Origin of the sequence: Bdellovibrio sp., assembly GCF_047637665.1 — a bacterium.
Classification (GTDB): domain Bacteria; phylum Bdellovibrionota; class Bdellovibrionia; order Bdellovibrionales; family Bdellovibrionaceae; genus Bdellovibrio.
The window spans coordinates 1-14152 of sequence record NZ_JBLJBT010000018.1 but is presented as its reverse complement, the minus strand read 5'-3'; the positions used below and the strand labels follow the sequence as shown (position 1 = coordinate 14152).

Sequence of the window (14152 nt, the reverse complement as noted above, 5' to 3'; positions counted from 1 at the left end):
TTTATTGTACCAATCATGCTAGAGCTTCTGAATATAGGTAAAAGTTTTTCCAGTCAAACGGCCTTGAAGGGAATCAATCTTTCCATCGGCGAGGGAGAGTTTTTCTCTCTTTTAGGGCCAAGCGGTTGCGGTAAGACGACGCTCTTGCGTATTATTGCCGGCCTTGAAGGCGCGAGTTCAGGGCAGATCTTGTTGAACGGAAAGCGTGTGGACCATTTGCCGGCCCAGAAGCGCCCCTTTAATATGGTTTTTCAAAAATATGCTCTTTTTCCCCATCTCACTGTCGCTCAGAACATCGCCTATGGTTTGAAGCTGAAGTCTTTTTCTCAAGATCAGATCGAAGCCAAGGTCATGGAGGTTTTGGCTTTAGTGGATATGTCTGAATTCAAAGATCGCAAACCAGAAACTTTATCTGGGGGCCAGTCCCAACGGGTGGCCGTGGCCAGGGCTTTGGTGAATGAGCCTCAGGTCCTATTGCTCGATGAGCCGCTTTCAGCCTTAGACCAAAGGATGAGAGAACATATGCAGAAAGAGCTGCGCGCATTACAGAGAAAGCTGGGGCTGACATTTATTTGTGTGACTCATGATCAGGAAGAGGCGTTGGCACTTTCTGATCGCATCGGCATTATGAACCAGGGGGTTTTAGAGCAGGTGAGTTCCCCTCGCGAGATCTTTGAATCTCCCGGAACTATTTTTTCTTCTCAATTTATTGAAGCCACCAGTTGTTTGCGTGGCGAACTTGTGGAGATCAGTCAAGATCTTGCCACCATTCGCCTGGGCGATGGCAGTTTGATCACGGGTAAGGTCAACCTCCCGGCAGATCAAATTCGCGTGGGCATGAGTCTTGAGGCCTACGTACGTAAAGCCATAGCCTTTGGAGAGCGCGGCAAATGAAGCTCCGCGATTATATCCTTCTTCCGACCTTCTTGTGGTTCCTTGTTTTTATCTTTGCGCCATTTTTGATTGTGATGGTGGTGAGTTTGGCAACGCGGGGGACTTATGGGGGGATCGAGTGGTCTTGGACGTTGCAAAATTATGGCAGAACATTTTCGGGGGCTTACGCAGGGGTCCTTTGGGAAAGTTTGAAGCTTGCGACTTTGACGACCGGGCTTTGTCTGATATTGGGAGTTTTAATTTCTTGGGAGATGGCGACGGCGAGCGGGTCTATGCGTCCTATCTACGTGATGGCGATCGTGCTTCCGTTTTTAACAAATCTGGTGATTCGTATCTATGCCATCCGTGTTTTTGTCGGTGCGGAGGGGCCTTTACAAGGGGCGCTGCAGATGATGGGCGTGTCTTTTGATTCATTCGCGTGGACCCAAAATAAGTTTTTGGTTCTTTATGGCATGGTGACGACTTATCTTCCTTTCATGGTGTTGCCCCTTTATGGCGCCTTTGAGAAATTTGATTTTAATCTGGTTGAAGCGGCTCAGGATTTAGGGGCGGGAAGTTGGAGAATTTTGTTTTCCGTCATTTTGCCCAATCTAAAAAAAGCTCTGTGGGCCGGGTCCTTGCTGGTCTTTATTCCTTCATTGGGAGAGTTCCTGATTCCCGATCTTTTGGGGGGAGCTAAAACCATGCTGTATGGAAACCTGATTACCGAACAATTTTTAAAATCGCGGGATTGGCCCTTTGGATCAGCGTTGTCGGTTGTGATGATGGTGATTTTACTTTTGGTGGTGTTTGCTGTCCAAAAAAGAAAGCGGACGTCTTGATGAAACAAGAAAGATCGCGCCCTGCAGCTCCCAAAACAGCCAAAGTGGTTCTTTGGTGTACGCTCGTCTTTTTATACCTTCCCATCGCGGTCATGATGGGAGGCAGCCTTCTTTGGAATGAGGGAACGGGTTTGCAACTTTCCTTTCACTGGTTTCGTGAAGTGTTAGGAGATGAGGCTTGGATGGGAGCTCTTTTTAATAGCGTCGTGGTTGCCATCTGTTCAGCGAGCATTGCGACGGTGCTGGGCACCCTGGGGGCGTTGGGGCTTTATAAAAACCGCGGGGCTTGGGTGAAGACTCTTGATGCCTTATCGGTGGCTTCTTTGATATTTCCTGAAATCGTTTTTGCGTTGTCACTGCTGTCCTGGTTCTTTTTGCTTAAGTTCGAGTTGGGATTGGCGACGGTGGTGATGGCTCATGTGAGTTTTTCTATTTCTTACGTCATGATGACCGTGAGCGCGCGTTTGGCGACTTTGGAGGCCTCTTTAGAGGATGCAGCTCGTGATTTGGGTGCGAGTGAGTGGCAAGTTTATAAAACGGTGCTGCTGCCATTGCTGAGTCCCGCCATTTTAGGTGGCTTCATTATGAGCTTTCTATTGTCCTTTGATGACTTTCTCATCACCTATTTCGTCAATGGTGTGGGGCAGGATACGTTGCCGGTGAAGCTCTATGCGGCGATGAAAATGGGGGTCAGTCCTAAGTTGAATGCGCTCTCGACGATGATGTTCTTATTGACCCTTTTGGTTTCGATTTTCTTCTTCCGTTCCTCGGCGTTCCGTGTTCTCTTTGAGGGAGCTCGGGGGAATGATGGAACCAACGCAAAAGAAGAAGATTTTTAGCTGGGCCTTTTACGACTGGGCTAATAGCGCTTATTCGACGACCGTCATGGCTGGTTTCTTTCCGATTTTTTTCAAGCAGTATTGGAGTCAGGGGACGGATGCTGTCATTACAACAGCGCGCCTGGGAACAGTCATTTCCGTTTCAAGTCTTTTGATTGCCCTACTTAGTCCGACATTGGGTGTGATTGCCGACCTCAAAGGTTTTAAAAAGCTTTTTTGCTTGATGTTCACTTTGGTGGGGGTTCTGTCTTGCGCTTGGATGGGTTTTATTCCTGGCGGGGATTGGACCAGTGCGATGTTGGCTTATGGAATTGCCATGATGGCCTTTAACGCTGCCAGTGTGTTCTATGATTCGTTGCTACCCTATGTGGCTGAAGGCCGTTGGATGGATTATGCCTCCTCGTTGGGGTATTCGTTAGGTTATCTGGGTGGGGGTGTCCTTTTTCTTATCAACGTCTTAATGTATCTCTTTCCGGCGACCTTCGGTATTTCTGACGGCGTGACGGCTATCAAAATCTCTTTTGTGATGGTCGCTGTTTGGTGGCTGGTCTTTTCTTTACCCTTGGCAAAGAATGTTCCCGAACCTCCAGTGGAGGCCTCCCCGCATAATATTTGGCAGCTGACCCAAAAAAGTTTGCACACGTTGAAGCGAACTCTGGCGTCGTTGATGAAAGAGCGCAATCTTTTGATTTTTATGGTCGCTTATTGGCTTTACATCGATGGAGTTTACACTGTCATGACGATGGCGGTTGATTATGGGATCTCGATCGGCTTTGAGGCCAAGGATCTGATCGCCGCCCTTCTGATTACGCAGTTTATCGGCTTCCCTTGCGCTTATTATTTTGGAACTTTAACGCGAAGATGGGGAACGAAAATGCCGATTCTTATTTGTATCGTCATTTATGGAATCACTGTGGTTGCGGCGACCTTTATGGCAACGGCATGGCACTTCTATATTCTGGCGACGGTGATCGGGATGGTGCAAGGCGGAGTGCAGTCCCTCAGTCGCTCGATGTTCGGTCGCATGATTCGCAAGGAAGAAAGCGGCGAGTACTTTGGGCTCTTTAATCTGGTCGGGCGTTTTGCCTCGATTTTGGGCCCTTTGGTGGTGGCCTTGGGTGTTCTTGTGACTGGGAACTCTCGCTTGGGAATGATTGGTTTGTTGGTGCTATTTGTAATCGGCGGGGGGCTTTTGGCTCTCGTAAAAGAGCCCGCAAATCACGCCTAAGCAGGAATCTTTTCCATCAAAAAATTTCTATTGGACTTTGCCCGGGGAAAGCGACATAAATCACCGATATGACTTACAATCCTCGGGATCACTACTTCAGAAAAGCTAAACAAGAAAACTTCGCCGCGCGCTCAGTTTTTAAGCTGGAAGAGATCGACAAGAAATACAAACTTTTTAAGCCGGGCCAGACGGTTTTGGATCTGGGGGCGTCTCCCGGGTCGTGGTCCCAATATGCTTCTCAAAAAGTGGGAGAAAAAGGACGTGTTCTGGGTGTGGATCTCAGTCCGGTCACGGTCAAGATGAAGAACGCCGTTTTTATCCAGGCAGATCTTCGTGACTTGAATCTGGAAGAGATCTTTAAAGAGCATGGTTTTGAGCCGCCCTTTGATTTGGTTCTTTCTGATATGGCTCCGAAGACGACGGGGATTCGCATGACAGATCAAGCTCGTTCAATGGAACTGTGTGAACTGGCGTTGGATGTCGCGCGCCGCTTTTTGAAAAAAGACGGTCACTTTGTTTGCAAACTTTTTCATAGCGACGATTTCACAAAGTTGCGCGACGAGATAAAAAAATCTTTCCAAAAATTCGAAGCCGTGAAGCCGGATTCGACACGTAAGATTTCAAAAGAGATTTTCTTAGTAGGTCTCAGTAAAAAATGATTCAGATTGTTTTTGAAAATGCCAACTTCGTTATCTGCGATAAACAAAGTGGAGTTCTTTCGACCCCCAGTCGTTTTGAAGAAGACGATGCTCGCTCATGTTTAGGGACAGAGCTGCAGAGGGTTCTCAAAATGCAGATCTATCCGGTCCATCGTTTGGATTATGAGGTCTCAGGCCTGGTGATGTATGCGAAGAATGCAGAGGCTCACCGTAAGGCGAATGCTTGGTTTGAGAATAAGCAGGTCACAAAGACTTATCGCGCCCTCACGACGGGGCAAGACTACTCGCACATTCCCGCAAACATTGCGAACCCTCGAATTCAGATCGCTCTGCAGGAGGTTTGTGAATTTGAGTGGAACTCACGTATCTTAAGAGGAAAAAGAAGGGCCTACGAAAGCCCTCAAGGAAAACCAAGTCGAACCTTGGCGAAGTATTTGGGTGTTGATTCTCAAGGGTATCGTATGTGGGATGTGCAGCCTGTCACAGGACGTTCTCATCAGTTGAGATTCGACCTCAGTCGCCATGGGTTTCCCATTGTCGGAGACAAGCTCTACGGATCTTCTGTGGAGTGGGGAGAGCATCGGATTGCCCTTCGCGCCTATAAAATCGACTTCTCTCAGGCTCCTGGAGCAATGACACTAGGGTTGCCCGCCGAGCTTGAGATTTCCTCAATCTAGCTCTGCAAAACGTCATATATGAATATACATATAAAAATTGAGTTGCATGTTTTTAATCTATCGTCCTTAATAAAAATATGAATAAACAATCCGCTACAGAGTATCGTTCGGAAGTCAGTGAAGTCATGGACTGCATTCGCTACATCTTCAAGGCTCTCCGAGTTTCTTCAAGTCACTTTGAAAAAGAATTGGGATTGAGCGCCGCTCAGATCTTCGTTTTAAAAAAGGTTTACCAAGAGCCCGGTCTTTCCATCAACGACCTGGCAGCAAGAACCACCACTCATCAAAGCTCTGTGTCGGTGGTTGTTAAAAAGCTTGAAGAGCAAGGGTTGGTTCGCCGCACGACGGACCCTCAAGATTCCCGCCGCGTAGTCGTATCTGTGACTCCTCAAGGTGAAGGCAAACTTAAAGAAATCCCCCGCACGATCCAAGAACAGATGATTGATACTCTTCAAAAGATGACTCCCGAAAAATCAGCTATGCTTGCATCCTTGATGAAAGAATTTGTCACTGGATCTGGAATTGTCGATAGCCCTGTGGCTTCGATGTTTGACGAAAAATAGCTTTAGATTTCTCTTTTAATTTGATCCAAATAAGTTTTGATGAAGGCGATGCGATGCTCGCCTTCTTTTTTTGCAGTCTCGGTATTGAGGTGTTCAACAAGCTTAAAGAGCTTTTGAAAGAAGTGATCAATGCCGAAGTTCTTATCATCCAGATCGCGGGATTCAGCCCAGGGGTCTTCCTCGGAATAAAAAGGGCGGCTCATCATAGAGCTGGTGGCAAAACAGCGCGCGATACCAATGGCTCCTAAACTATCCAAGCGGTCAGCATCCTGTACGATCTTCGCCTCGAGGGTTTCGGCGGGAATGTTCGCGCTATAGCTGTGGGCTTCGATTGCGTGGCGGATGGCTTCGTAGTGCTCTTCGGGATATCCAACATGTTTCAAATATTCAACCGTGGCTTCGGCCGAGAGTTGGGAAGCATAGGGCCGACGGGGATCCCCTTTCGGGACGTTGATGTAGTCATGAAAAAAGGCAGCGGGCATCACAACGGCCCAGTTGCCGTGTTCAGCGAGGCAAAGATTCCTGGCGGTATTCACAACGCGCATAATGTGTAGATAGTCGTGCGCAGGATCCGTGTGTGGATAAAGAACTCGGGCTTTATTGCTAAAAAGCTCAAACCATTTTTTTTCAGAAGAGGCGAGGGGTTCTTTGGTTTTTTCCATAGCCCTTAGCTTAATCCACTTATTCGGGTTCTGGCAAATTGATCAGGTTAGCGACCAGCGGGTTGGCGCAGAACTTTACACCAATCAGGGTGCTTTTTGGTGCCGCCATCATAAGAATAAGCCAGATTGTTTTTTAGCAGGATCTCCTTAAGCGAACGTCCATCCACCATGACATCCGCAAGAATTCGGAAGTATTTGTCTCGCTGAATATTGTGTAGTTCCACACTCTGGGCATTTTTCAGGGTGCTGGCCACCAGGTTGCGGGCGATGCGGCCGGCTTCTTTTTCACAGCGATCTTTGGTTTTGATCTCGGGGGTATCAATCCCCAAGACACGCACCGAGATGTTCTTTCCGATCAGCGCGGGAACATCGGGAATATTTACTGTCAGGGTGTCACCATCATAGTTTTTCAAAACCTTCACGCAGCGAAAGGTGGTGTCGTCGTGATGGCATTGCGGGGGCGTATTTTGCGCTTGAGATCTGTCGGAGCAAGCCAAAGAACAAAGAAACAGCAAGGGAATGAGTCTGAAGATTCGAAGGTGCGGATTCATTCCCTCAGGATAAGTGTCCAATAGCAGGGCGGTCAATGCTATTGATTGAAAGTCATTGCGGCGAGATTCGAAATACGAGCTTGAGACCGAATTTTCTTAGACAGTTGGCGATCCCTGACGGCATTTTGCTCTAGAAACTTCTTAATCGTCTCAGGGGTCCACGATCTGTCGGACTGGGTTAGTAAAGAAGCCGCCAGGCCACTCACCCAAGCTGTGGCTTGAGAGGTGCCCGTCATAAAACCGTATTTGCCTCCGGGAAGGGACGAAAAGACGTTCTTTCCTGGCGCGACGATATCCACGGATTGAGATCCATAATTGCTGCTGGCCAGAAGTCGTTTGCGAGAATCCATAGCCGCGACGGAAATAATATTGCTTAAACGGTAGCCCGCTGGATAGAAGCCGACGCGATCGGTATTGCGCCCCTCATTGCCGGCCGCGGCCACAAAAAGTATCCCCTGTTTTTGTGCATCACGAATAGCGGCTTCTTCCAGCGGGCTTCTTTCGTCGCCACCACCTGAATAGTTAATGATATCGGCTTTCATTTTGATCGCGTAGCGAATGGCCTTCACGGTGCTTAAAAGATTGTCGTCACCCGATTTAAGAGGATCATAATACTTAAGAATCATGAATTTGACTCTTTGAGAGCGGGCCTTTTGTAAAATAATTCCCGCCACATGAGTTCCGTGGCCGTGGTTGTCGGAAAGGTCATTGTTGTTGGAAGCAAAATTCCATCCATGGAGGTCATCGGCATATCCATTGCCATCATCATCAAAAGCATTTTTCTGTTCACGAGGGTTCACCCAAAGATGATTGCGAATCAGGGGGTGACTGATGTCGACGCCGGTGTCGATGATCGCCACCACGATATCGCGAGGTTCCTCGGCTAACGCGGAAACTGAAAGGGTCAGAGTCAAAACCAAGAATAATATTTTTAGGGAAAGTGCGCGTGTCTTCATGACAAACACACAAAGCAAAGGCGAAGCCAATGCGTCGCTTAGGTAAAATCGTTTTCAATCAGAAAATCACTGCGAGTGATCAGAAAATTCTAAACATCAAAAAAGCCCGAACGAATGTTCAGGCTTTTCTGGTCACTAACTATTTATTGACGGGTGTCTAAACTTTCGACACAGGCTTAGGCGACGCGTTTGATCTGAGAAGACTTGGCCAGGGTGTACTTGTTCCGGCCCGTTTGTTTGGATTCGTACAGGGCCTCGTCAGCGCGTTTATACCAACTGTCGGCTCCTTCGTTGGGAGAGATTTCGGCGATCCCCAGAGAGACCGTAAAGCGAATCTCGAACTTCTCGTGAACGAAGACCTCTTTGCGAATGCGTTGCATGGCCTCTTCGGCCATCTTAATTGCCGCCTCGACATTGCAGCCAGGCAGAATCACTGCGAACTCTTCTCCTCCCAAGCGGGCGATAAAGTCCTCTTCGCGGGAAAAGCTTTCTTGTAGAAGGCGCACACATTCTTGCAGAACAAAGTCACCGATATCGTGTCCATAAGCATCGTTGATCTTTTTAAAGAAGTCGATATCAAGCAAGATCAGAGTCATAGGATCTTTGTCGATTTCGTGCAGTTGCAGGTAGCGGCGGACTTGTTCATCGTAACTGCGTCGATTGTGAGCCCCCGTAAGGTGATCCCGACGCATGGTCTGATTCGCTTCCATGAGCTGCTTTTTAACGGTGGTGAGATTCTTTTTGATCGACTCCATTCGTTTAGAGCGTCGTTCGTTCTTAGAACTTTGATGTTTAAGATAGAAGTTGATGAACTCCCGGGATTTGGCGCGCAGTTCGTCAATAGAGTTGGACTCAACAGCTTCACGCAACTGTTCAAGGCTTTGATTGATGTCTCCTTGAGCAGCGTCTTCAACTTGGGCCTCTTCGCTAAGGTGATCGGCAAAGTCCCAGATAATACGTTTAAAATCATCAAAAGTATTTTGAACGAAGGTGTACTCATCAATGCGGTAGCTTGAAATAAACTGGCGCAATCTGAAAAGAGTCTTTTCGGTGGCTTCAGTATCTTTTTGCACGAGTTCTTTGGCAAAAGCATCCAGCTTCGCGCGAACTTTTCGCACGGAATGATTTTGGATTTCAAAAAGGTGTTTATTGTAAATATCCAAAATGTACAAAAGAGTCGCACGATCTTCAGTCAAAGAGGGAGTCTCGTTGCTTCTGGCGCTGTCCTGGGAAGTTGTTCCCCAATCCATATCAAACTGCTCAACAAGTTTTTTCATCCACTGCTTCAAGTGTTCCTCCTGGATAAACAATCTAACATCTTCTCATCGGAATTCTGTCGTCGTCGGTGAAGGCAGTTCAAATATTTTTAAAGAAGATCTCGTATCATCTTGAGACAATTGACAAGAATGTTTACTTTTCGTCTGTGGACTCAAGGACGCATTGATGTTTTTATGCATAACTTTCTGACACGACCTGCAGGACTTTAGGGTTGTCATTATGATGAATTCATCAAGGAGATTTCCCATGGCAGTCAGTGCAAAGTTGAGTGGGCCCGATTTTTCTAAAGGTGTTTCCGAGAATTTACTTAAAGACGGGGAAAGTCTTTTAGGCCATGTGGGGGCAGAGCCCGTCTTGTTGGTTCGCCAGGATGGCGAATACTTCGCCGTGGGAGCAAAGTGCTCTCATTATGGGGGGCCTCTTCACGAGGGTCTTGTTGTGGGGGAAACAGTTCATTGTCCATGGCATCACGCTTGTTTTGATTTGCGCACGGGGGAAGCTTTGAAAGCTCCGGCCTTGAATCCGATTTCAGCTTGGTATACGGAAGTGAAAGATCAGTATGTCTTTGTTGCCGGTAAAAAAGCGCCTGTGGTAGAGCCTCGTGAAGGGACGGCCTCAGAGCGTTTCGTCATTATCGGAGGGGGCGCTGCGGGCACCTCGGCCGCGGTCTCATTGCGACGTCATGGTTTTCAAGGCAGCATCACGCTTGTCTCCGAGGATAAAGCTTTGCCTTATGATCGCCCTAATCTTTCTAAAGATTTTATGGCAGGCAATGCTCCAGAAGAATGGATCCCTCTTTATTCAGAGGAATTTTACCGGGAAAATAAAATTTCTTTGGAGTTGGGAGTGACTGCGGAAAAGGTGGATGCTCACCGTTGCAGCGTCTTTTTGTCGAATGGAAAAACCTTGCGTTATGATCGTTGCTTGCTAGCAACCGGTGGGGATCCGATCAAGCCAAAAATTCCCGGTATTGATAAGGGGCATGTCTATCTTCTTAGGACTTTGCAGGATTGTCGACGTATTATCGCAAGAACTTCCTGGGCTTCGCGGGTGGTCATTGTCGGAGCTGGATTTATTGGTTTAGAGGCGGCGGCCTCTTTAAGACTAAGAAATATGGAAGTGCATGTGGTTGCGCCCGAGGACATGCCTTTAATGAGAGTGGTCGGGGTGCATGTAGGAAGTCACCTCAAAAAGCTGCATGAACATCATGGGGTTCATTTCCATTTAGGTCATACGGTCAAAGAGATACGCGATCGCAGTGTGCTCTTAGATGACGGGAAAAGTATTGATTGTGACTTTGTCGTGGTGGGGGCGGGAATTCGTCCTAACACTTTGTTGGCCGAGCAAGCGGGATGTTGGGTGGAAAATGGAATCCTCGTAAATGAATATCTCGAAACCAGTGTGCCTGGAATTTTTGCGGCCGGAGATATTGCCCGATGGCCCGATCCCCACAGTCAACGGGCCATTCGCGTCGAGCACTGGGAGGTGGCCGAGCGGCAGGGACAAGTTGCGGCTCTCAATATGATGGGAGATCAGAAGCGTTTTCAAGAGGTACCTTTTTTTTGGACCCAACACTATGATCTGACCTTAGGGTATGTGGGGTATTCGGATCGTTTTGATCGCATGGAAGTGCTGGGAGATATGGAGCATGAAAGCTTCGCCGTGGCCTATTATGAAGATCAAAGAATTGCCGCGTTTTTAACAGTGGGGCGAGATCAAGAAAGTCTTCGTGTTGAAGAAGCCTGGGCTCATTTTGATGAAAAGAAAGTGCATGAAATTGTGCGCGAATACGAGCGTCGCAGCCGCGAGGGCTTCGCTTAGTGCGAAGCCCGTGTGCTGTGGAGGGGCGAGTGGAAGTCGACATCAAGATTCACTCGGATGTTCAGCGCTTTAGAGACAGGGCAGTTGGCCTTGGCATCTTCGGCGATGGTTTGAAATGTTTTGGCGTCGATATCGGGGACCTGCGCTCTGAGTTTCAATCTGGAAGACTCGATAGCAAATCCATCTCCCTTTTTGTCGATGGTGACGGTCGCCGATGTTTCTAGACTGTCGGCGATGTAACCCTTTTTTGCGAGCGCCCCCGACAAGGCCATGGTGAAACAACTGGCATGAGCCGCCGCGATGAGTTCCTCAGGGTTGGTTCCAGGAGTTTCTAGAAATCGTGTTGCGAATGAGTAGGGTACATTTTTTACCGCGCCACTTTCTGTGGAAACCTCTCCTTTTCCGGTTTGCATGTTCCCGCGCCAAATGGCGGATCCTTTTCTTTGCATGAATGCCTCCTTTTTTAGAAGGAGATTGTATGCCGAAAGGAATTTGTAAGGACAGGAGCTCGCTAAAAAACAAAGTTTCTTTTAAGCAAGACTCCAACTGTTAGCGTCCTCCGTTGAATAAATGTTTATGTTTTCTTGCATAAATGGATAGAATCAATCCATGACAGATCAAGAAACCAAGGGAAATGCTGTGAAGAGAATCGCCGTCGTCGGCAACGCGGGCGGGGGGAAGACCACTCTCAGTCGAAGACTTGCCGAAATTCATCGTTTGCCTCTGACTCATGTTGATGCCATTCAGTTTGTTGCAGGTATGAAAATCAGACCTCACGCCGAGTCTATTGCAATTCTCAATCAAGTTCAGACTCAAGATTCTTGGATTGTCGATGGCTACGGTCCTTTAGATATCATCGAAAAGCGTTTTCTTTTGGCGGATCGTGTTGTCTTTATCGACTTTCCCCTATGGCGTCATTACTGGTGGTGTACCAAACGTCAGATTAAAAATCTGTGGTCACGCAGACAGGAGCTTCCTGAAGGTTGTGAAGAGCGGAATCTGTCGCATACTCTTAAGTTGTATAAAACCTTATGGCGAGTTCATAAGCAAATGAGACCGGAGCTTCTGCGAATCTTTGGACGTGAAAAGCTTCGTTCTAAGATGGTCTATATAAGAACTAAAGCGGACTGGGACAGGGTATTTAGAAAAGGAATTGAGTAGATCTTTAAAAAACAAAAGCCCGATCACTAGATCGGGCTTTTTGCTATTGAGAGAATCTCTTGCGAGTCTTCAATTACGGAGTCACTTGTGGGTTTACGCCAGGTCCAACGATAACACCAGCTTTGCTTCCAGACGCAGCAGGAGTCAAAGCAATGAAGTCATAGTAAGGAACCAAAGTTTTCGCAAACACGCCAGGTTGAGCCGTTGTAGACAACTTGATGTGGTATGAAGAGAAATACGTGTTGTTCACGATGTACTCCAACTCAAGACCTTCACCGGCGATATCCAAAACTGTTTGGAACACGAATGGGCTTGTCAATACCGCTTTACCGAAGTCAGCGTATGCCAAAGCAAATTCTTTATCGTAGTTGTTCTTATAGTGGTACTCCATAGAAGCCATAGCTTTGAAGATACCCTTACCAGCCTGACGAGCCAATGAAGTCTGAGTGTTCACACAGCTGCTGAAGTTTTCGCTATTAGCAGTTGTACCGCAAAGATTCAAAGGATCCGCATTGCTGCTGAAGTACTTATCAGCTTTAGTTTGAGCCTTTTTGCCGATTTCGTCAGCAGAAAGAGTCAAGACTCTCTTCATCAATCTGAAAGTCATATCTTCGCTCAGGTTCATTTTCAAAGCTACGCTTGAGAAGCCCAAGTTTTTAAGGCTTGGAATGTTCACAGCAAGTTCTTTTTGAAGACCTGTTTTTTGGATCAACTCATTAACGTCCGTACGGATGTCAGAGTGGCTAGTGCTATCATCTTCAGCGCTCCAGCTGTATTGACCGAAGTAAGCTTTAGTAGATGATTTCGCGCCGATCGCTTTAATCTTCATAACTCCACCGTAGAAGGCTTCAGTCATAGAAGAGTGTTTGTTAAGAACACGGTTGCGACGATCTTTTAGGTAGATACCATAGTTTACAGTCGTGTTTGTGTTGTCGAAGAATGTCTGAGTCTTGGAAAGCTCATAGATTTTTCCAGAAGACCAAGATGTATTCAATACAACTGGCAAACCGAATGAGAACTGAGTCAAACGACCAACTTGTTGGCGAGTCACTTTATCCCATTTTTGAACTGCAGGAGAAGATTTTTGCGCCACCATCTTTTGGATAGGAGCGATATTTCCTCTTACAAGATCGTTGTAAGCACGTGCACCCACAGCATCCTTGAAGTTAATCAAGTATGAGAATGAGTTAGAAACGCTTCTGTACTTAGAAGTTCCAGTTGCCACAAGCGTCGCGCCAGCTTGAAGATTCAAAGTTTTAACTTTGATATCAGTCAAACGAACAATGACGTTGTCGTTATCAACTTTTTCTACGTAAGTTTGGTAGATACCAGTTGCTACGTAGGAAGTGCTCAAAGCCGCAGGTCCAACACCAGGTCCAGCAAAGAAGATGATTCCACCTTTAGACGCATAAGTTACGTTGTCACCAGGCGTCCATTTTGCCAATGAAGCTGCTTCAAGAGGGATTGAAAGAGCTGGTTTTGCATAAGCGTCTTCAAGGCTGTTTGCAGAACGTGTAGATACAAACTCTCTTCCAGAGTATGGGATCAATCCAACACTTGCCCAAAGGATCTTAGAAAGTCCTGTCGCATTTTCATAGAAGAACAATACGTTAGCACCAAGACCTGCTTCAAAGCGCTTATAAGATGTTACTTGGAATCCAGAACGATAGTCGCCGTAAACCAAAGTATCACGTGCTGAGTTGTAGTCATATTTTACAAGGCTTCTGTCAGAACGGCTTGCGTCGTGAGAAGTCTTATTGATGATTTTATTTCCTGAATCAAAATCCAAGTAGAAGGCAGGTAAGAGCTTAGCTTTAAGTTCTTTCTTTTTCTTCTTTTCTTCTTTTTGAGCAGGTGTATCGGTTGGTGTTTCTTCGTCGTCGCTTCCGCCGCCGTCGTCACCGCCGCCGTCGTCACCGCCGCCGTTGTCATCTCCGCCGTCATCACCGCCACCATTGTCGTCGCCACCGTCATCGCCGCCGCCGTTATCGCCGCCGCCGTTATCGCCGCCGCCGTTATCGCCGCCGCCGTTATCGCCGCCG

At 47.3% G+C, this 14152-nt stretch carries 15 protein-coding genes; 9 read left to right on the top strand and 6 right to left on the bottom strand.

What is annotated here, in order from left to right:
• The first annotated feature begins 15 nt into the window (after window positions 1-15).
• The 7 genes from ACM64D_RS05200 (at window position 16) to ACM64D_RS05170 (ending at window position 5681) form a co-directional block, all read left to right on the top strand.
• Window positions 16-894: an ABC transporter ATP-binding protein gene (locus tag ACM64D_RS05200; RefSeq protein ID WP_415062128.1), complete on the top strand. Its 879-nt coding sequence runs from the start codon at window positions 16-18 to the stop codon at window positions 892-894.
• Window positions 891-1715, top strand: coding sequence for an ABC transporter permease (locus tag ACM64D_RS05195; protein ID WP_415062127.1), 825 nt, complete (start codon window positions 891-893; stop codon window positions 1713-1715). The genes ACM64D_RS05200 and ACM64D_RS05195 overlap by 4 nt, the downstream gene beginning before the upstream one ends.
• Window positions 1715-2554, top strand: coding sequence for an ABC transporter permease (locus tag ACM64D_RS05190; protein WP_415062126.1), 840 nt, complete (start codon window positions 1715-1717; stop codon window positions 2552-2554). The genes ACM64D_RS05195 and ACM64D_RS05190 overlap by 1 nt, the downstream gene beginning before the upstream one ends.
• Entirely contained in the window at window positions 2520-3782 is a 1263-nt protein-coding gene (locus ACM64D_RS05185) for an MFS transporter (protein WP_415062125.1), read from the top strand. The genes ACM64D_RS05190 and ACM64D_RS05185 overlap by 35 nt, the downstream gene beginning before the upstream one ends.
• Before the next feature lie 68 nt (window positions 3783-3850).
• Complete coding sequence (locus ACM64D_RS05180) at window positions 3851-4441, top strand: RlmE family RNA methyltransferase (RefSeq protein WP_415062124.1); 591 nt, start codon at window positions 3851-3853, stop codon at window positions 4439-4441.
• A complete protein-coding gene (locus ACM64D_RS05175) occupies window positions 4438-5118 on the top strand; it encodes an RluA family pseudouridine synthase (RefSeq protein WP_415062123.1) in 681 nt (226 codons plus the stop codon). Before ACM64D_RS05180 ends, ACM64D_RS05175 begins: the two co-directional genes overlap by 4 nt.
• 77 nt (window positions 5119-5195) lie before the next feature.
• Complete coding sequence (locus ACM64D_RS05170) at window positions 5196-5681, top strand: MarR family winged helix-turn-helix transcriptional regulator (protein ID WP_415062122.1); 486 nt, start codon at window positions 5196-5198, stop codon at window positions 5679-5681.
• 2 nt (window positions 5682-5683) lie between these two features.
• On the opposite strand, the gene ACM64D_RS05165 is transcribed toward ACM64D_RS05170, so the two are convergent.
• The 4 genes from ACM64D_RS05165 to ACM64D_RS05150 all read right to left on the bottom strand — a co-directional run bounded on the left by ACM64D_RS05165 (window position 5684) and on the right by ACM64D_RS05150 (window position 9139).
• Window positions 5684-6343: an HD domain-containing protein gene (locus ACM64D_RS05165; protein ID WP_415062121.1), complete on the bottom strand. Its 660-nt coding sequence runs from the start codon at window positions 6341-6343 to the stop codon at window positions 5684-5686.
• 47 nt (window positions 6344-6390) lie between these two features.
• Window positions 6391-6894, bottom strand: coding sequence for a thermonuclease family protein (locus ACM64D_RS05160; RefSeq protein WP_415062120.1), 504 nt, complete (start codon window positions 6892-6894; stop codon window positions 6391-6393).
• A gap of 38 nt (window positions 6895-6932) precedes the next feature.
• Window positions 6933-7850 carry a S8 family peptidase gene (locus ACM64D_RS05155; protein ID WP_415062119.1) on the bottom strand — a complete coding sequence of 306 codons (918 nt, stop codon included), beginning with the start codon at window positions 7848-7850 and terminating at the stop codon, window positions 6933-6935.
• Between the two features lie 176 nt (window positions 7851-8026).
• A complete protein-coding gene (locus ACM64D_RS05150; RefSeq protein ID WP_415062118.1) occupies window positions 8027-9139 on the bottom strand; it encodes a diguanylate cyclase in 1113 nt (370 codons plus the stop codon).
• Window positions 9140-9374: 235 nt separating this feature from the next.
• On the opposite strand from ACM64D_RS05150, the gene ACM64D_RS05145 reads away from it, so the two are divergent.
• Window positions 9375-10949 (top strand): FAD-dependent oxidoreductase, encoded by a 1575-nt coding sequence (locus ACM64D_RS05145; protein ID WP_415062117.1) that lies wholly within the window; start codon window positions 9375-9377, stop codon window positions 10947-10949.
• On the opposite strand, the gene ACM64D_RS05140 is transcribed toward ACM64D_RS05145, so the two are convergent.
• Window positions 10946-11398, bottom strand: a complete 453-nt coding sequence (locus tag ACM64D_RS05140) for an OsmC family protein (protein ID WP_415062116.1) — start codon at window positions 11396-11398, stop codon at window positions 10946-10948. The genes ACM64D_RS05145 and ACM64D_RS05140 overlap by 4 nt on opposite strands.
• 160 nt (window positions 11399-11558) lie before the next feature.
• Here ACM64D_RS05140 and ACM64D_RS05135 point away from each other — a divergent pair, with 160 nt between their 5' ends.
• Entirely contained in the window at window positions 11559-12110 is a 552-nt protein-coding gene (locus ACM64D_RS05135) for an adenylate kinase (protein ID WP_415062115.1), read from the top strand.
• A gap of 73 nt (window positions 12111-12183) precedes the next feature.
• Here ACM64D_RS05135 and ACM64D_RS05130 read toward each other — a convergent pair.
• On the bottom strand, window positions 12184-14152 hold a 1969-nt coding region (locus ACM64D_RS05130), incomplete at its 5' end, for a hypothetical protein (protein WP_415062114.1).